This window comes from Pseudomonas sp. MF6767 (assembly GCF_016405475.1).
GTDB classification, from domain to species: domain Bacteria; phylum Pseudomonadota; class Gammaproteobacteria; order Pseudomonadales; family Pseudomonadaceae; genus Aquipseudomonas; species Aquipseudomonas paracarnis.
Genome location: NZ_JAEKCY010000014.1, coordinates 43,781 through 62,026 on the forward strand (window position 1 = coordinate 43,781; position 18,246 = coordinate 62,026).

Genomic DNA, 18,246 nt, shown 5'->3' on the forward strand with positions numbered 1-18,246 from the left:
GGGACTTTTTGCGCCGCTAAGGTCACAATGCCAGCAATTGCTTCGGAACTTGCTGGCATTGTTATTACTCACAATCTAGTTGCCTTTAAGCCCAGCGCTCTCACTGTTCAGGAAAGTCCACTATGTCTCACACCTCCACCATCCTTGTAGTCGAAGACGACGCCATCGTGCGCATGCTGATCGTCGATGTCCTCGAAGAGTTGGAGTTCACGGTGCTCGAAGCCGCGGATGCTGGGGAAGCACTGGCGCTAGTGCAAAATACCGACAAGATCATCGACCTGATGATGACCGACGTTGGCCTGCCCGACATGGACGGCAAACAACTGGCGAACAAAGTCCGCGAACTGCGCGCGACCCTGCCTATCCTGTTTGCCAGCGGCTATGCCGAAAACATTGATGTACCCGAGGGTATGGAGGTGATTGGCAAGCCGTTTTCGATCGATCAGTTGCGTGACAAAGTCAAATCCATGCTCTAACGCCCCTTCCCCATGGTCCTTTGCAGAGATTAACGTGACGACCGGCCAATAAAACAGGAAACTCAGCGCCTTCACGCCACGCTCTCAGATAGCACTCAGGAAGGACGCAACAACATGATTGGAAAACCGACGCGCCTGCTGTTGGCGAGCCTCTCGATACTCATGAGCTCCGGCGCCTGGGCTGACTTCACCGCAAGCCCCAGCGAAGCCAGGGCCATTGCCAAGGAAGCCTACTTGTACGGCTTCCCGGTGGTGCAGATGTACAAGACGCTCTACACCCAGGCCGTTGATAAAGGCGGTGCCCACTTCAAGGCGCCGTTCAACCGTATCGAAAACAGCGCCCAGGTGCTCACCCCCAAGGACAACGCAGTTACCACCCCGAACGTCGACACGCCCTACTCGTTCGTGTGGATGGACTTGCGCAAAGAGCCGCTGGTGCTGACCCTGCCCAAGATTGAAGACAACCGCTATTACTCGGTGCAGTTGATCGACCTCTATACGCAAAATTTCGCCTACCTGGGCACCCGCAGTACCGGCAATAACGGCGGCCACTACATGATCGCCGGGCCAGACTGGAAAGGTCAGCAGCCGGTGGACATCGACCGTGTGGTCTACAGCGAAAGCAACATCGCCTACGCCCTTTACCGCACTCAACTGTTTGACGACAAAGACCTGAGCAAGGTCAAGCAGATCCAGAGCGGCTACAAGGTGCAGGCGCTGAGCAGTTATGTGAAGCAACCCGCCCCCGCCAACGTGCCGAAGATCCAATGGCCCAAGCCGATGGCGACGATGACCGAAGGCCCGCAGCTGTTTCGCTACCTGAACTTCATGCTGGCCTTCGCCGCGCCCCAGGACAATGAAAAAGACCTGCTGGCGCGCTTTGCCAGGATCGGTATTGCGCCGGGCGCGCCGTTCAAAGTCAACCAGTTGACCGCCGAGCAGCGCAAGGCTCTGGAAGACGGCATCGCCGATGGCCGCGCAGAATTCGCCGCGTTCAAGAAGGCCAAGGTCGACACCCACCAAGTAACCGGCGCAGACCTGTACGGCAGCCGCGATCACCTGCAAAACAACTACCTGTACCGCTACGCCGGTGCCGAGCTGGGGATGTTCGGCAACTCCAGTGATGAAGCCGCGCACTTGAGCTACGTCATTGACAGCGAGGGCAAGCCGGCCAATGGTGCACGCCACAGCTACACCGTGCATTTTGCCAAGGATCAGTTGCCGCCGGCTGATGCGTTCTGGTCGCTGACGATGTATGACGCAAAGACCAAATTGCTGGTGCCGAATCACAAGAAGCGCTACCTGATCAACTCGCAGATGCTGCCCACCCTCAAGCTCGATGCCGATGGTGGCTTGACCCTGGCGCTGCAGCACCACGAACCTCCCAAGGCTGAGCAGAGCAACTGGTTGCCGGCCCCACCCGGCCCGTTTTACGCGGTCTTGCGCATTTACCTGCCCAAGCCTGAAGTTGGCAGCGGCCAGTGGAAGCTACCAGCGTTGACGCCGCTTAAATAAGCTCGGCGAATAAAAAAAGCGCGACGGGCGATGACCCGCCGCGCTTTTTTTTTGACTCAGTGTTTTTTCAGTTTCACGTAGGACTGGTGCAGGTCTGACGCCCAACCGTCGATGACGCTTTTTACATCGTCGGCCTTCATCACTTGGGAGTCATTAGCCAGCGGCTTGCCGGTGCCTTTGCGCACCACTTGGGCCAGCACTTTATGAGTGGCGCCATCGATGAACTGCGCCTCGGTGCCCAGGGTGGTTTCCTGGTCGCGAATGCCGGTGCCCGTGCTCACTGCCGCAGCCACCAGGGCGACGGGAATAAACTCATATGGCTTGAGACTCTCGGTCTTGCTGCTCACGGCGGTAATCGCCGCTCTCACAACAATTACCCCTGGGCCTGGGGCATTGGCCACGGGCAGTGACTGACCCAGCTCGCGCTTGAGCGCCTGGTTGTAATAGTCATTGATGCCCCGCAACGTGCTCTCGGGAATTCGGGAAGTGGCCTGGGGCTTGGGGTAAAACTGGGTAGGCTCGATGTAGACCGCGGTGTAGCGGCTCAGGTCCAGCTGTGGATCAACCCAGCGCATCACCTCAGCCCCCGACGGTGACTTGGCTTCCTTGAGCTGGCTGTAGTTGGAAAGGAACCCTGAATATTCATTCGGTTGCACCACTTTGCTGGCGCAACCAACCAAACCGAGCGAGGCGACGCACACTGTGCCGATTATTAGCCTTAGCTTCATTAGTGAACTCCCTGGCGACCATCATCGTAAGAATGAGCTATAGGTATAGCCAATACTTGGGCAGCACACCTGATTTCGCTCGGCGCCAGCCAGTACATGCGTTAAACATTCAGGTCAGAAGCGGAAATCGGAATCCGCGATTCGCCCATATATGTTCACCATGAAGTCTTCTTTTTTGTCGCCATCGAAATCGAAACGCAAAAAGGTGAGATTATGGCTGCGATAATATTCGTGGGTGAAGGTGAGTCGAGGGTGGGCTGCGCGCAGGGCTGAAATATCCAATTTATCCTTGCCGCTGACGAAATCCATTATTACGGTGTTTGCGAAGCTGGCAGATGAGTCGTTCGCGCCGATAACGAAGGTATTTTTACCCGGCCCGCCTGTCAGCCGGTTAAAACCCGAGTTCGCCTTGACATAAAGAATGTCATCGCCCTCGCCGCCCTCCAGTTCGTTACCGACGTCATTGCCAATTAAAATGTCATTGCCCGCACCGCCAATAGCCCGTTCGATGGTGACGCCATTGGCGATCGAAACGTTGCCTAGGCCTCCCCCAACATTAGAGAAGCTGCCCGATTTCAAGTTGAGAACCTGATCTTGCCTGAAGGCGGAGAAATCGAAGGTGTCATTACCATCGGCGTCCCACACGCAAAACACCGGCAAGTCGTCGCTCGACTGCAGTTTGAATACGTCACGATCAGCATTGGAGTTAAAGCCATACGTCGTATCCCCGGTCCGCGTTTGGAGGTTCGCACCAAATTTATCTTGCGTGACTGCAATATCATCCATCATCAGCGCACTTGAATACTGAGTCTTATCACCATGGAACTTATTAAAGCGATGGTCTGAGCGGGTTTCCAGAAAAGGACTCCTTACCGTGTAAGCCGACGTATTTTCCGCGTAGTTGCTTCTCGATACTGCAGACGCTGGGTCAGGAAGACCTAATTTAAAGGCCACAGCCTTTGCAATGATGTGACGCCCAAAACTATTGGGTTTTACCAGCTCATCGGCATGGCGCTGGTTCAGCGATACCTGCACCTTGCCGGGCTCGTCATCGGACACGGGCGTATACCAGGGGGCCTGCCACTTGAAGCTACCGCCATCAACCTTGATCTGCATATGATGGGATTGTGCATTGACAGACTCTTTGAACCGAATATTTGCAGTATCGCTGAAATTATTCAGGGTCTCACGGATCACGCCTTTTTGTGCTTCTGTGAACTGGCTGGTCGTGCCCCCCGTTTCGGGACGATTGGCGAACTCATACGTCACCTCCGCAGGGTCCCCGGAACCCAGTGAACCGGCAAATCCGGCTGCACCTTTTGACCCTTTTAATACTTGGTCCATGGACAATGAAACTTGGCGATGTTTAATCTTATCGCCGCGGTCGTCAGCATGAGCAATTTCAACGACAGTCCTGTGTGCAACGCTGGTGGCGCATGCTCTTGCCAACGCAATGTTCGGATCAATATTCATGAGGTAGTCCTATGGGAACTTGGCATTTGTCTACTCGCCTGACGGCAGGCCGGCGACCTGCGTATCAGTGGTATTCCTACGCAAAACAGTTCCAAAAACTCACCTGGCAGCCGACGCCTATCTACCTCATGCTCCGCGACCCAGCGGTGGGAGCGTGGCCTCGGCCCTGGGCGCATCGAACGAAGGATGCTCTGATAGAAGGCGCTGCCACTGCATCCGAAACCAGGGCGTGAATGGCGCTCGGGGCTCTGCAAGCTGGGCCGTTATTTCGGCGCGGGTCAGCCACTTGATATCGCTGACTTCCTCTGGGACGGGCGAGACCTCAGCGTCAGATTGAGCAACCAGCACATGACAGAGTTCATGCTCGGCGCCGATCGAGCCAAACAAAGCATGATACTCAAAGTAATAGAGAGCTCGACACGAAGCCCAGACGCCTAGCTCTTCACGCAGACGACGAGAGGCGGCATCCAGAATAGTCTCTCCAGGTGCCGGATGACTGCAGCAGGCATTCGACCAGAAACCTGCCCAGAGCATTTTATCCGCCGCCCGACGCTGAAGCAGATGACGCCCACGGCTGTCAATCAAGTGCACTGAAAAAGCGCGATGAAGCTGCCCAGCTCCCAGGTGAGCATCGCGTTTATCGCACACGCCAATCTGTACATCCTGTGCGTCGACTAACACTACCTCGTGGATCATGCTGGATCTCCTTTTGTGCAATGAGGCGCGCACGCCACACAGTATCGAGCTAAAGAATTTGTCCCCAGGCACTGACCAAGGTCAACGCGGCGTCGGTGAACGCTGGATCGGCACGCAGCATGACCATGGCATCCAGCTCTGCCTGGGTGAGTAACCCAAGTTCCAACAATGCAGGCCCTGCCTGCGCGGTGGTTGCCGCCCAGAAGGCATCTGCCGGGCTGTTGTCGCCGATTCGGCCTTCGAGGGTGCGATGCCCCACGTTGACAAGCCCCCGGTCACGTAGCCGATCAGGCAGTCGATCGGCCCAGAACATGTCAGACCCGATGGACTGCTCCAACAGTGTGATTCCGGCCTGGGCTACTTTGCGCAACAACGGGTTCGTCGTTCTGAGGCTCGGTTGCAGGCTCACATCTTCGATCACCAACCAGCCTCCGGGACGTAACCAAGTGGCGGCTCGCGTCACTATCTCCTCGCGGTCAGTGAGGTGGCACAGCAACGCCCGGGCGTGCACCACGTCAAACGATGCGGCAGGAAAATCATCGGTCGTGACATTGTGGGTCATCACCTTGATGCCGGGGATATCGACCAGGAAGCGGGTATCGATATCCGTGGCGGTAACCGTTGCGTCGGGATATCGCTGGCTCAACCAGCCGGCGAGCGATCCGGCACCGGCGCCCAGATCAAGGATGGCGGGCGCGTCCGGCAGATCCAATCGTTCAAAAACCTTATGGCTTAACGGGTCAAAGGCGCGCTCCAGGGTTTGCAACCTCGCCAATTGGCCTGCGTGTTGGTCCGCGAGATAGCTGCGGGTGTAGCCGGGTTGCTCGGTGGAAACAGATGTGGTCAAAGCACGACCTCCAATTGATCAGGGCAGCGATTGAGAAACCCGCGCTCTTCGGGCTTGAACCCCGGAGCCCAGCGCAGGTTGGGAAAGGTCTGCAGCAGCATGCGCGCACCGATCGTGATCTCCATCCGGGCGAGCATGGAGCCCAGGCAGAAGTGGCGCCCCGCTCCGAAAGCGAAATGGCTGGTCGCCTGTTCGGCGCGCAACATATTGAAGGTGTCCGGGTCGCTGAACCGGGCCGGATCACGGTTGGCTGAACCGATCAGGCAGGCCAGGGTTGCGCCACCCGGAATTGTTCCCGAGGGCAGTTGCAGCGGTTCAGTCGCCTCCCGCAGCACAAGTTGCAATGGCGGGTTGCGTCGCAGGGTTTCAGTGAGGGCGTTGTCCATCAGTGCTGGATCAGCGATCACCGCCTCTTTCACGCCAGGTTCGCTCAACAGGTTGACAATCAGATTCGCCAGGGCGCCGTGACTGGTCTCGCTGCCTGCCGTCATCAGGATCGCGCAATAGGACCGTACAAAGGACTCGGACAACGGCTGGTCGTCAATGCGTGCCGCCAGGAGTTGTGAAATCAAGTCGTCCTTGGGTTCTATACGCCGAGCGTCGATGTAGGGCTGGATAAAGTGGTAAAAACTGTCTCGGTTGGATAACCCGCCAGTCAACAGTGCTGGGTCCTGACGATAGTTGCCCATGTACGCGAAGCCGATGGCACACCAACGCTTGAGCCGCTCCACCTCCTCTCGTGTGTGTGCCGGGAGGCCCAATGCATGAGCCATCACTCGCACCGGCAGCGCAGCGGTGAAATCGGCAATCAGGTCGACCTGAGGCCGGCCCTGCATACGCGCCAGCAAGTCTGCGGTCACTGCGGTGACAGACGCTTCGAGCGCCACCAGCGCCTTGCTGCGAAACGACGGGGTGAGCAATGCTCGGTGCTGGGCGTGTTCGCAGCCGTCCATGGTCACAATGGTGTGCCCCAGCAGCGGCCCAATCTGCCAGGTGTAGTTGCGATTGCTTGCCCCTGGGTGGGTCAGCGCGGCTTTGACATCCACATAGCGACTGACCAGCCACACATCGGTGGGCTCGTCGTACGCGATCGGAAGTGTGGTGCGTAAACGCTCATACAAGGGGTACGGGTCGATTTCGAACTGGCGGGACTTGAGGGTCGGCGGAGTCAGCGCCAGGTCCACTTGTCGGCTGTGCTGTACCGCGCAGCCATCGGCCTGTAGGTGATAGCGCGAAACGCTGCGATGCCAGTCCCCCGCCGCCCGGACAACCTGACGCAACCGGTCCGGATCGGTCGCAGCGCACGGCGGGTAATGGGCATGCTCGGTAGCGGCTGCCGTGAATTGAGCAACTGCCGTGTTGATCATCTGATGGGCTGCTTCTATCGCGCCAGGCCAGTCCAGGCCGGCGGTGTGCGCGAGTATTGACACCAGATTGAAGCGCTCGCCACACACCACATCTTTGGCAACCGAGTGGATATCGTTCGTCCACGCAATGATATCGGCAGCGTGCTTACGCAACCTGCTCCATGTTTCCACCTGCGCAGGATGCTCGTGCGGGTCCAGGGCTTCGGCACCATCGATCAGATCAAAAAAGAACAGGGCGCCGAAGGAATCCCGGCGCAACGGCAGATACTCAGCCAGGGCGAGCGCCGTATCGGTTTCTCGCATGCGTACCTGCGCCGCCTGCGCGCGCAGATGCTGGATTAAGTGCCCCGCCAGCCTCTGCCGCCAAGGCCCGCTGCCCCAACGCTGGGTCTCGGGCCACAAGTCGTCGACCAGAACAGCCAGCATCGGGTCCTCGAACCCGCCGCGTTCACCTGACGGCACAGCATCGCCGCTGTCGGTCAATGCCTGCACGGCGGCGATGAAATGCTCCAGCGCGCCGTTTTCCGCCCAGGGTCCGTCATCAATACGGTCATCCAGCGTAAGCGCCCACAGGTACCAGCACACCAGAGTCTGCGCTCGGTGCGTGGGCGCCCGCCCGCACAATGCTATTCCCAGGTCGAGCAGTGCCGTGGTGGTCAACCGATGCGCGCCACGCCTGCCGATCAAACCGTATCGCTGCGCCCAAGCAAGCGCATGCGCACGCAGCCGTTCAGTGTCGGCACGCGGCGGTGCAACGGCGAAAGGTAGCTGGATATCGGGAATAGTGAGCGGCGCCGGGGACGAATGACTGTTGTGGCGGGTATCGGTGTCGCCTTCACAGTGTTGCGGTGCCATGAAAAGCTCCTCTGGAATCAAACTTTCAGTAGGGCTGACTTTATTTGAAATCAAAAACGCAGGATGTGAGAGGTATCCGAAGGTCACCCGGCAATGGCGGTCTTTCGGCGTAGGGGAAAACGGAGCGTCGCCATCATGAGCGCTCAGGGGCTGTTCGGTGGTTCGTGCTGATTAAATATGGGGCTTGCAGCAAAATATACTGTCATTTCTCACAGATGTGGACGAGTCGCCGAGCACCGAACAATGACGGATCACCCACGCTTCTTGAACTGCTCCGGTGAATGGGTCGGCAACTGCGTATGACTTATCAGCCTCGAGTGGATAAGGTGAAGGCTCATCCTTTTTCAGGAGCACCCTATGCGCACCATCGGCCTTATCGGCGGCATGAGCTGGGAGTCCAGCGCCGAGTATTACCGCCTTATAAACCAGCGCGTGCGCGACCGTCTTGGCCCGCTGCGCTCGGCGCAAGTGTTGATGTACAGCGTAGATTTCGGCCCGGTGGAACAGGCTCAGCATGCCGGGCGTTGGGACGATGCCGCGCTGATCCTGGAAGATGCCGCACGGCGCTTGCAGGCCGGGGGCGCTGATTGTGTGGTGCTGTGTACCAACACCATGCACTTGGTGGCACCGCGTATTGAGGCGGCGGTATCGATCCCCTTCCTGCATATTGCTGATGCCACGGCGGCGGCGGCTCTGGAGGCCGGGACCCTGACGGTAGGCTTGCTGGGTACCGCATTCACCATGGAGCAGGACTTCCTCAAGTCCCGCCTTGCCGCCCAGGGGCTTACCGTGCTGGTGCCAGACGCGGATGAACGCCAGGAGGTGCACCGAATCATCTATGAAGAACTGTGCGTGGGCATCATCAGTGACGCGTCACGCCAGGTGTATCAGCGGGTGATCCAGGCACTCGCTGCACAAGGCGCCCAGGCGATCATCCTCGGCTGTACGGAAATCTGCTTGCTGATCCAGCCCGAACACAGCGCCCTGCCGCTGCTGGACACCACCGCGTTGCATGCGCAGGCCGCAGTGGGGTTTGCCTTAGAGGCTTAGGTGTCTACACAACTTTGTGGTCCTTGCCTGAACGGGTATGTACTCGGTCTGATCCAACATCCTGGCGGGCGGTCAGACCGCTTTCGCGGGCAAGCCCGCTCCCACAGGGGATCTGTACCAGACGCTGATTCTGTGGGTAATGCATGACCCGTGTGGGAGCTGGCTTGCCTGCGATAGCGGTGGTTCAGTTGTAGATTCAGTGACTGACACTCCGCCTTCGCGCGCTTGCCCTAATGCCAGTCAGTTAAGAGCTAGAGCAGACAACCAGTGACTTGTGGCGAGGGAGCTTGCTCCCGCTGGACTGCGTAGCAGTCCCATTTTTGGGGCCGCTTCGCGCCCCAGCGGGAGCAAGCTCCCTCGCCACAGTTACCGATTCTGTATTAACTGACTGGCATTGGGGCAAGCCAGCTCCCACAGTTTTACAGGATCAAGCCGACGTGCGCAGGCGCGCCATGCTCAGGGTGTCGACAAACATACCGTCGCGCAGGGCGTAATCGCGCAGCCGCCCTTCCACTTCGAAGCCGAACTTGCGGTACAGGTTGTGCGCAGGCTCGTTGTCCGCGTAAACAGTCAGCTCCACACGGCGCAGGTTCATCCAGTTGTCGGCTACCTCCAACGCGGCCGCCAACAGCCGCGAACCGACGCCCTTGCCCTGCCACGCGGGCGCCACGCCCATCCCCAATGAGCCAACGTGGCTCTGGCGTACACGCAAGTACTGCTCAAGCCCCAATTGGCCAATCACCTCAGTGCCCTTCACCGCCACCAGCTGCAGGCGCCGCTCGTTATCCATCACCAGGCGCTTGCGCCACATCTCAACAGACTGAAAAGGCATTTGCAGCACCTGACGACAAACAGCCGGTTCGTTGTAGAGCGCGGCGACGCCCTCCAGGTGGGCCTCGGTAAAACGCTGGATCACGATAGACGGTTCAGGTGGGTGCATTGCATTTCATCCTTTGAAAGACAAGTGGCGGGCCAGTGTAGAGGCTAAGCGCCTGGCTGACGAGCCGGGAGTTTTCCCACTGGCCGACCAGCACCATCCTGCATCTGAACGATGGCGATCCATATGCGCAGCGCCGATACTCTGCCCAGGCCCTGCCCCGTCAACCCGACGCTTCGGCCTTCACCCTGTGACGAGAACAACAAAAAAAGTCCCACAGAGGAACACCCATGAGCCGTTTTGATCACTCGGGCCTGTTGCAGGCCTTCAGCACCCTGACCCTGGACCTGCAACGCCTGGCCCAACATCAGGACATCGAACACTTCCAGCGCCATGCCCTGGCACGCGTCAGCCAATTGCTGGCCTTCGACAGTGCCTGGTGGGGACGCTCGGCTGTCATCAACGGTCTGCCACAAGAGCACAACAGCTACCTCTATCAGTTGCCACCCGACTACCTGGCGGACTGGCAGTCGATCCGCCATCTGGACGTTACCGTTGCACGGGTGCATGCCTCGCCTGGCGAGGCAGTGATTATCGATATGCGCGACCCCGCCAACGGCAGCGCCTTGAATTGGCTGGGGCAACGCCACGGCCTGGGTGAATTGCTGTGTGTGATCCATATCGACCCGCAAACCCACCTCAGCCACCACCTGACGCTCTACCGCCAGCCCACTGCGCCCACGTTCAACGCGCAGGATTGCCAGTTGCTCAATAACCTGATGCTGCATCTGGTGGCGGCGGTCTCGGCAAACCAGATCCGCACCTTGGTGGCCATGCGTGAAACCCTGGCCAGCCCGCGCAATCTGGCCCTGGCGGTGTGCGACCCACGGGGTGTGTTGCAATGCGCCGAGCGCGGTTTTGTCGACCTGCTGCTCAGCGAATGGCCGCAATGGCGTGGCTCCACTCTGCCGGTGCTGCTGGATGAGCGCGGGCATGACGGCAAGCGCATCCATATCCAGGCGTCACCGGTGGGCGACCAATTGCTGTTGGCCGCGCGCCTCAACCGCGCCCTGCCCCAGCTCAGCCCACGGGAAAACGACGTAGCCCAAGGGTTTGGCGAGGGCAAGACCTACAAGGAAGTGGCCCGCGACCTTGGCCTCTCACCCAACACCGTGCGTCACCATATCCGCGCCATCTACGCCAAGCTCGGCGTCAAGGACAAGGCGCGCATAGCGCACCTGGTGCACGCCCCGCCCGACTGACCCTGCCCGCTTCTCCCACGGTTTTGCCACGGTCGTTTTTTACGGTCACGGGCTGCTGTTGCCCATTTTCCGGCCTCCTCTGACACGAGACGCTTCGCCATGACTTCAACGCGCCTACGTAACCTGACAGTGCTGTGCGCCAGCCTGTTCAGCCTCGACAGCCAGGCTGCCGACCTCAACGCCCGGGACTTTTTCGCCGCCCCACCGGGCACCCGCCTGGGTGTGCTGTACCTGCCCGCCACCCGTGCCAGCGATTTCCATGGCCCCGCCGACAGCACCGGCAAGGCCGACCTCAGGGTCAACGCCGTGGCTTACCGCCAGGTGTATTTCACCGACGCCTGCGGCACGTTGTGCACGCCGCAATTCATCCTGCCCTTTGCCGACATCAGCGCACGCCTGCCCGGCGCCAACCAGCGCAGCCGCGAGCGCGGCCTGGGCGATCCACAGGTGGGCGGCACGCTGTTTTTCGTCAACGACCCGGCTTCGCGCACTTACAGCGGCTTGTTGAGCCTGATCACCGTGCCGGTGGGTGAGTATCACAGTCAAAACCCGGACGTCTCTCCCGGTGCCAATCGCTGGGGCGCCACCTTTGTCTACAACTACACCCACGGCATCGGCGAAAACTGGGTACTGGAAGCCAACCTGGAAGCCCAGCTCTATGGCCGCAATGACGATTACTTTGGCAGCGAACTCAAGCAAGCCCCGCTGTATCGCCTGCAGGCTTTTGCCTCGTATGACTTCAGCGCCGCCACTTACGGTGCACTGCGCCTGATCCAGGCCGACGGTGGCGCCCTGCGCCTCGACAACCGCCGCCTCGACGACACCCACAAGCGATACACCCAAGTCGGCTTCGAACTCGGGCATTGGCTCGACCGGCAGAACCAACTGATGGTCAGCCTTTCGCAAAGCGTTGCGGCTTCCAATGGCTATGCCGGCACCGAAGCGCTGTTGCGCCTGGTGCATGTGTTCTGACCCCTTTCCCTGGAGCTTGAAAATGCCCATTTCCAACCCTGCGATAACAGCACGGCTGGCAGCGATCGTGCTGTTTGCCGCCATCACCCCGACCATCCTGATGACCGCTCCCGCCGTGGCCGCGCAGTTGACCAGCCAGTGGCAACTGAGCCCGGCGCGTATTGGCGACTTGTTTTCCGTGGAGCTGGGCGCCATGAGCCTGGCGACCTTGCCCGCCTGGTGGTGGCTCAAGCGGGTTGACTGGCGCACCGCCGCCCGGGTCGCCGCGCTGCTGTTCATGGCCGCCAACCTGCTGTCGATGCTGGCCGACACCTACGCCGGACTGCTGGTGTTGCGCGCTACCAGCGCCCTGGCCGGCGGCTCGTTGATGATCCTCTGCCTGGCCAGTGCGGCCACCACCGCCAACCCCAGCCGGGTCTATGGTGTGTGGGTGATGGGGCAGTTGATCGTCGGTGCCGTCGGCCTGGTGGTGTTGCCTGGTTTGTTCGAACGATTTGGCTTGAATGCCTGCTACTTGATCCTGGCGGGGTTGATGGCTCTGCTGCTGCCATTGGCGCGGGCGTTTCCCGCCGGTAGCCCTGCGTTGCCCGCCAACCGCGCCCCGGTCTTGCCCGGTTCACGCTGGAAAGCCGCCCTGGGGGTTGGCGCGGTGCTGGCCTTTTACATCAGCCTGGGGGGCGTATGGACCTTTATCGGTGCCTTGGGCGCCAGTGCCGGGATTTCGGCGCAGCACGGCGGCGAAATCCTCGCCATCGCCACCGTGATGGGCATTGCCGGGGCAGCGAGCGCTTCACTGATCGGGGCCCGCTTGCCGCGTGGAGTGCTGTTGCTGCTGGGCTACCTGTTGATGGCGGCAGCGGTGCTCTTGTTGCTTGGCCAGCCCGCATTGCTGCGATTTGCCTTGGCGGCGCTGCTGTTCAAATTCACCTGGACCTTCATTCTGCCGCTGATCCTGGCCTGCCTGGCCGACCTCGATCACAGCGGCAAGCTGATGAACGCCTCCAACCTGGTCATCGGCGGCGGCCTGGCCATCGGCCCAGCGCTCGCCGGCCGCCTGATCGAGGCCAGCGGCGGGTTCAGCCTGTTGCTGCTCGGTGCAGCCGCTATCACCTTGCTGTCGCTGGTGATGATCATCGCCAGCCGTCCCCACTCCCCCACTGAACTGGAACCGGTATGAACCCAACCACCGCATTTTTCTTCGACGAAATTAGCCTGTGGCACAGCGCCGGCGCCCATGCGCTGACCCTGCCCGTGGGCGGCTGGGTGCAGCCGCCGGCCGGCAGCGGGCATGCCGAGTCACCGGAGACCAAGCGCCGCTTGAAAAGCCTGTTGGATGTCTCCGGATTGAGCCGCCAACTACAACTGCGCAGCGCGCCGCCAGCCAGTGAAGAGGATCTGCTGCGCGTCCACAGCCGTTCCTATCTGCAGCGTTTCAAGGCCCTGAGCGATGCTGGCGGCGGTGAGCTTGGCCCCCAGGCACCGATCGGGCCGGGCAGCTACGAGATTGCGCAACTGTCCGCCGGACTGACCCTGGCCGCCGTGGACGCGGTGCTCAAGGGCCAGGCGCACAATGCCTATTCGCTGTCGCGGCCACCGGGGCATCACTGCCTGGCAGACAGCGCCATGGGCTTTTGCTTTCTCGCCAACATTGCCATTGCCATCGAGGCCGCCAAGGCCCGCAACGGACTGGGCAAAGTCGCCGTGATCGACTGGGATGTGCACCACGGCAACGGCACGCAGTCGATCTTCGAAGAACGGGCCGATGTGTTGACGATTTCCCTGCATCAGGACGGCTGCTACCCGCCTGGCTACAGCGGCGAGCAGGATCGAGGCCGCGGGGCCGGCGTGGGGGCCAACATCAATATTCCGTTGCCCCCAGGCAGTGGGCACGCCACCTATCTACACGCCATGGAACGCATCGTAGTGCCCGCGCTGGAGCGCTTCGAGCCGGAGTTGATCATCGTTGCTTGCGGTTATGACGCCAACGCCGTCGACCCGCTAGCGCGCATGTTGTTGCACAGCGAATCGTTCCGTCTGCTGACCCGCGCCCTGCGCCTGGCAGCCGATCGTTTATGTCAGGGCCGCCTGGTGCTGGTGCACGAAGGCGGCTACAGCGAAGCCTATGTACCGTTCTGCGGCCTGGCGACCCTGGAGGAATTGAGCGGCGTGCGCACAGCGGTGCTAGACCCGATGCTTGAGTTTGTGCAGTTGCAGCAACCCGGTGCGGCGCTGCAGGGGTTTCAAGCGCAGTGGGTGGAGCGGTTGGCGCGCGGAGTCAGCGAGTAGCTGCCAAACGCCACACCCGCGCAACGTCCGAGGCCCGCTCACGCAACAGGCGCGGCGCCTCGTGACAAGCCTGTTCCAGTGACATCGGGCCCGATGGCAAAGCAAATGCTGCGTCCACACCCTGGGCATACATCTGCTCGTAGCCCTCGCCCAATGTCCCCGCAATGACGACCACCGGCACGCCCTGTCGCTGGGCAATGCGAGCCACGCCAAACGGGGTTTTGCCACGCAGGGTCTGGGCGTCGAAGCGGCCCTCGCCGGTAATCACCAGGTCGGCACCACGCACCGCTTCATCCAGGCCAACCAGTTCAGCAACCACCTCGACCCCTGGACGAAACTGGGCGGCGAGGAACGCCTTGGCAGCAAAGCCCAGTCCACCGGCGGCACCACTGCCGGGTTCGTCGCGCACATCCTTGGGCAGCACCTGGGCGCAATGGTCAGCGAAGTGCCCAAGGGCCGCGTCCAGTTGTGCCACCTGCTCGGGGCTCGCGCCTTTTTGCGGGCCGAAAATCGACGAGGCACCGTGGGGGCCGCACAGGGGATTGTTGACGTCGGCGGCGATTTCAAAACGCACCTGTGCCAGGCGCGGGTCCAGTTGTTCGAGGCTGATATGGGCCAGGCGAGCCAACGCCAACCCACCCGCCGGCAGTGGCTGGCGTTCGCTATCCAATAGCTGCACGCCAAGGGCCTGCATCGCCCCCGCGCCGCCATCGTTGGTAGCACTGCCACCAATCGCCAGGATGATGCGCTGCGCCCCGGCATCCAGCGCGGCGCGGATCAACTCGCCGGTGCCATAGGTGGTACTGGAACAGGCGTCGCGCTGCCCCGGCGCGACGAGTTGCAAACCACTGGCCTCGGCCATCTCGATCATCGCGGTATGGCTGTCGGCCAACCATCCCCAACGCGCTTCGACGCTGTCGCCCAGCGGGCCTCGGACCGTTTGCCGGCGCAATTGCCCCTTACATGCTGCGAGCACCGCATCCACCGTGCCTTCACCGCCATCGGCCATCGGGCATTGAAGCACGTGCGCATCAGGCCAGACCTCGGCCCACCCCTCGGCAATCGCCTGGGCGACACCTGCGGCACTCAGGCTGTCTTTGAACGAGTCGGGGGCGATCACGATTTTCATGGGCTTTCTCCGGTTTTTATAACGCCCATGCTGCCAGTTGGCTGGGGCAATGACGCGGGGCCGATGCACAAGTGTGGGGCGGGTTTGTTGTTCATTTCTACAATGCCCCCTGTAGGAGCGAGCTTGCTCGCGCCTACAGGGGGTGGGGCAGCAGTTGTACGCCCAGGTACAAGGCAAGCATCCCATCTAGCGTCAGCGGGTCTACGCCGCTGAGTTCGGCTATGCGTTCCATGCGGTAGCGCAGGCTGTTGCGGTGAATGCCCAAGGCGTCGGCACACGCCTGGCTTTGCCCGTCGTGCTCGCACCAACTGCGCAACGTGGCGAGCAGTTGCCCGTTGCTGTCCTTGGCCAACACCTTGCGCAACGGGTTGAGCAATTCGTCCAGGGCGTCGTCGTTGCGATGACGCCAAAGCATTACCGGCAGGCGATAACGGTTGAGGGTCAACAGGCGTGATTGCGGCAGGATGTCGCGGCCATAAGCAAGCAGATCCCCTACCCGGCGGTAACAGCGGCGCAGCCCCGCCAAGCCCTCCGCTTGCCCGCCGATGGCCACGCGCAGGACGTTCCAACCCAGGCCGTCGAGCTTTTCCAGCAAGCGGGGGTTATCGACCTGCACCGCAGCAGGTCGGCACCACAGCAAGGAAAACTGCGCAGAGCTGACGCACCAACTGTCGGGGTAGCGGCTGGCGAGCCATGCGCTCAGGGCCTCCGCCGTTTGGCCCGGGCCCAGTTCAAACAGGTACGGCGTGCGCGCCAGTTGTGGCTTGAGCCCCAGTTGCTGGGCTTCGTCCACCAGGCGCGGGGAGTCGCCGCTGTCGGCCAACAGCAGGGCCAGCAGATCATCGCAACGCTGGCGCCGCCATTGTTGTTCGGCTTGCTGATGGCGTTGGCTGACCAGCATTTCAGCGGTCATGCGCACCAGTTCGGCATAGGTGCGTAACCCATCCGGCTCGCCGGTGATACCCAGTACGCCAATCAGGCGCTGATCATGCAGCAGCGGCAGATTGATTCCTGGTTGCACACCCTTGAGATGCTTGGCGGTCTGCCCGTCGATTTCCACCACCCGCCCATTGGCCAACACTAGCTGGGCACCTTCATGGCGGGTATTGATACGCTCCGGCTCGCCGCTGCCCAGGATCAAGCCCTGGCTGTCCATGACATTGACGTTATGGGGCAGGATTGCCATGGTGCGATCGACAATCTCCTGCGCCAGGGCATGATCCAGCTCGAACATGGGGCTAATTTCCTGAAAAAGGTTGTTCACCAGCACAGCGCAAAGATGGCTTGACTGTGCGCCGGCACAAAGACAGTTGCCCTTCACGTCACCGAGACTGTCAGGGCGGTCAACGTTACCCTCGCACCGCGAAAAATCATAATAAAGAGAGAATCCCATGTCACAGAGCGCCACTGCCGCACTGGCCAGCGATGACGATAAAAACGCCATCTACAAGCGCATTACCCTGCGCCTGATCCCCTTCATTTTTATCTGCTATCTGTTCAATTACCTCGACCGGGTAAACGTTGGCTTTGCCAAGCTGCAGATGCTCGACGCGTTGAAATTCAGTGAAACTGTATACGGCCTGGGAGCCGGGATTTTCTTTATCGGCTACGTGCTATGCGGCGTGCCGAGCAACCTGGCGCTGACCCGGTTTGGCCCGCGGCGCTGGATCGCATTGATGATGATCGTGTGGGGTACGCTCTCCACATGCCTGCTGTTTGTGACCACGCCCACGCATTTCTACACCCTGCGCCTGTTTACCGGTGCCGCTGAAGCGGGCTTCTTCCCCGGCGTGGTGTTGTACCTTTCGCAGTGGTTTCCGACCTTCCGCCGTGGGCGAATCATGGCACTGTTCATGTCGGCGATCCCGGTGTCCGGTTTGCTCGGCAGCCCGTTTTCCGGCTGGATTCTGAATCACTTTGCCGCAGGCCAAGGTGGCTTGGCGGGCTGGCAGTGGATGTTCCTGCTGCAAGGCATCCCGACCGTGGTCCTCGGCGCCCTCGCCTACTTCCTGCTCAGTGACAGCTTCGCCAACGCCAAGTGGCTCAAGCCCCATGAGCGTGCGGTACTGGAAGCGGACCAGGCCACAGACCTGGCTAACAAGCCGAAAACCACCAGCGACTCCCTGGCCGAAGTGTTCAAGAACCCGGCGATCTGGGCATTCGGTCTGATCTACTTCTGCATCCAGAGTGGGGTGTATGCGATCAACTTCTGGCTGCCGTCGATCATCAAGAACATGGGCTTCAGCGACAACCTGGTGATTGGCTGGCTCAGCGCGATCCCGTATCTGTTGGCGGCGGTGTTCATGTTGCTGGTGGGCCGCTCCGCCGACCTGCGCAAGGAGCGCCGCTGGCATTTGGTGGTGCCGATGTTGATGGGCGCCATCGGCCTGGTGATCGCCGTTAACTTCGCCACTACGCCCGCTATCGCCATTCTCGGCCTGACCATCGCCACCATGGGCGCCCTGACCGGCCTGCCGATGTTCTGGCCGGTGCCCACCGCCATGCTCAGCGCGGGTGCGGCGGCGGGTGGCTTGGCGTTGATCAACTCCATGGGGCAGATGGCGGGTTTTCTCAGCCCGTATATCGTGGGTTTTGTGAAGGATGCCACCGGGTCTACGGATGTGGCGTTGTACCTGCTGGCGGCGGTGATTGTGGGCGGCAGTGTTCTTGCATTGCGGATGACGCGCACGCTCAAGGCCTGACGCCTTCAACG

The 18,246-nt window shown here is 60.7% G+C and carries 16 protein-coding genes; 8 read left to right on the top strand and 8 right to left on the bottom strand.

The window, feature by feature from the left end; genetic code table 11:
• Positions 1–122: 122 nt before the first annotated feature.
• Together JFT58_RS20595 and JFT58_RS20600 are read left to right on the top strand one after the other, a co-directional pair.
• Complete coding sequence (locus tag JFT58_RS20595; protein ID WP_054896520.1) at positions 123–476, top strand: response regulator; 354 nt, start codon at positions 123–125, stop codon at positions 474–476.
• Between the two features lie 114 nt (positions 477–590).
• The gene (locus tag JFT58_RS20600) at positions 591–1,991 is read left to right on the top strand and encodes a DUF1254 domain-containing protein (RefSeq protein ID WP_054896521.1); all 1,401 of its coding nucleotides are present in this window, start codon (positions 591–593) and stop codon (positions 1,989–1,991) included.
• 56 nt (positions 1,992–2,047) lie between these two features.
• On the opposite strand, the gene JFT58_RS20605 is transcribed toward JFT58_RS20600, so the two are convergent.
• The 5 genes from JFT58_RS20605 to JFT58_RS20625 all read right to left on the bottom strand — a co-directional run bounded on the left by JFT58_RS20605 (position 2,048) and on the right by JFT58_RS20625 (position 7,957).
• A complete protein-coding gene (locus JFT58_RS20605; RefSeq protein WP_054896522.1) occupies positions 2,048–2,719 on the bottom strand; it encodes a DUF3313 domain-containing protein in 672 nt (223 codons plus the stop codon).
• 114 nt (positions 2,720–2,833) lie between these two features.
• Positions 2,834–4,192, bottom strand: coding sequence for a M10 family metallopeptidase C-terminal domain-containing protein (locus tag JFT58_RS20610; protein ID WP_054896523.1), 1,359 nt, complete (start codon positions 4,190–4,192; stop codon positions 2,834–2,836).
• 126 nt (positions 4,193–4,318) lie between these two features.
• Positions 4,319–4,888 (bottom strand): isopentenyl-diphosphate Delta-isomerase, encoded by a 570-nt coding sequence (gene idi, locus JFT58_RS20615; RefSeq protein WP_054896524.1) that lies wholly within the window; start codon positions 4,886–4,888, stop codon positions 4,319–4,321.
• A gap of 49 nt (positions 4,889–4,937) precedes the next feature.
• Positions 4,938–5,735 carry a class I SAM-dependent methyltransferase gene (locus JFT58_RS20620; RefSeq protein WP_054896525.1) on the bottom strand — a complete coding sequence of 266 codons (798 nt, stop codon included), beginning with the start codon at positions 5,733–5,735 and terminating at the stop codon, positions 4,938–4,940.
• The gene (locus JFT58_RS20625; RefSeq protein ID WP_054896526.1) at positions 5,732–7,957 is read right to left on the bottom strand and encodes a cytochrome P450; all 2,226 of its coding nucleotides are present in this window, start codon (positions 7,955–7,957) and stop codon (positions 5,732–5,734) included. Before JFT58_RS20625 ends, JFT58_RS20620 begins: the two co-directional genes overlap by 4 nt.
• Before the next feature lie 357 nt (positions 7,958–8,314).
• Between JFT58_RS20625 and JFT58_RS20630 the strand changes: the two genes are divergently transcribed.
• A complete protein-coding gene (locus JFT58_RS20630) occupies positions 8,315–9,007 on the top strand; it encodes an aspartate/glutamate racemase family protein (protein WP_054896527.1) in 693 nt (230 codons plus the stop codon).
• Positions 9,008–9,434: 427 nt separating this feature from the next.
• Here JFT58_RS20630 and JFT58_RS20635 read toward each other — a convergent pair whose 3' ends face one another.
• Positions 9,435–9,947 carry a GNAT family N-acetyltransferase gene (locus tag JFT58_RS20635; RefSeq protein WP_054898451.1) on the bottom strand — a complete coding sequence of 171 codons (513 nt, stop codon included), beginning with the start codon at positions 9,945–9,947 and terminating at the stop codon, positions 9,435–9,437.
• A gap of 227 nt (positions 9,948–10,174) precedes the next feature.
• Between JFT58_RS20635 and JFT58_RS20640 the strand changes: the two genes are divergently transcribed.
• The 4 genes from JFT58_RS20640 to JFT58_RS20655 all read left to right on the top strand — a co-directional run bounded on the left by JFT58_RS20640 (position 10,175) and on the right by JFT58_RS20655 (position 14,404).
• Positions 10,175–11,146, top strand: a complete 972-nt coding sequence (locus JFT58_RS20640; RefSeq protein WP_054898450.1) for a helix-turn-helix transcriptional regulator — start codon at positions 10,175–10,177, stop codon at positions 11,144–11,146.
• 99 nt (positions 11,147–11,245) lie between these two features.
• Positions 11,246–12,118 (top strand): transporter, encoded by an 873-nt coding sequence (locus tag JFT58_RS20645; protein WP_054898449.1) that lies wholly within the window; start codon positions 11,246–11,248, stop codon positions 12,116–12,118.
• 22 nt (positions 12,119–12,140) lie between these two features.
• Entirely contained in the window at positions 12,141–13,295 is a 1,155-nt protein-coding gene (locus JFT58_RS20650) for an MFS transporter (protein ID WP_054898448.1), read from the top strand.
• Positions 13,292–14,404: a class II histone deacetylase gene (locus tag JFT58_RS20655; RefSeq protein WP_054898447.1), complete on the top strand. Its 1,113-nt coding sequence runs from the start codon at positions 13,292–13,294 to the stop codon at positions 14,402–14,404. The genes JFT58_RS20650 and JFT58_RS20655 overlap by 4 nt, the downstream gene beginning before the upstream one ends.
• Here the strand turns inward: JFT58_RS20655 and JFT58_RS20660 are convergent.
• Both JFT58_RS20660 and JFT58_RS20665 read right to left on the bottom strand, forming a co-directional pair.
• On the bottom strand, positions 14,394–15,533 hold the full coding sequence (locus tag JFT58_RS20660; protein ID WP_054898446.1) for a glycerate kinase: 1,140 nt from the start codon (positions 15,531–15,533) through the stop codon (positions 14,394–14,396). The two genes, JFT58_RS20655 and JFT58_RS20660, sit on opposite strands and share 11 nt — an antisense overlap.
• Before the next feature lie 133 nt (positions 15,534–15,666).
• Positions 15,667–16,767: a sugar diacid recognition domain-containing protein gene (locus JFT58_RS20665; protein ID WP_054898445.1), complete on the bottom strand. Its 1,101-nt coding sequence runs from the start codon at positions 16,765–16,767 to the stop codon at positions 15,667–15,669.
• Between the two features lie 157 nt (positions 16,768–16,924).
• On the opposite strand from JFT58_RS20665, the gene JFT58_RS20670 reads away from it, so the two are divergent.
• Complete coding sequence (locus JFT58_RS20670) at positions 16,925–18,235, top strand: MFS transporter (protein ID WP_054898444.1); 1,311 nt, start codon at positions 16,925–16,927, stop codon at positions 18,233–18,235.
• Positions 18,236–18,246: the final 11 nt, after the last annotated feature.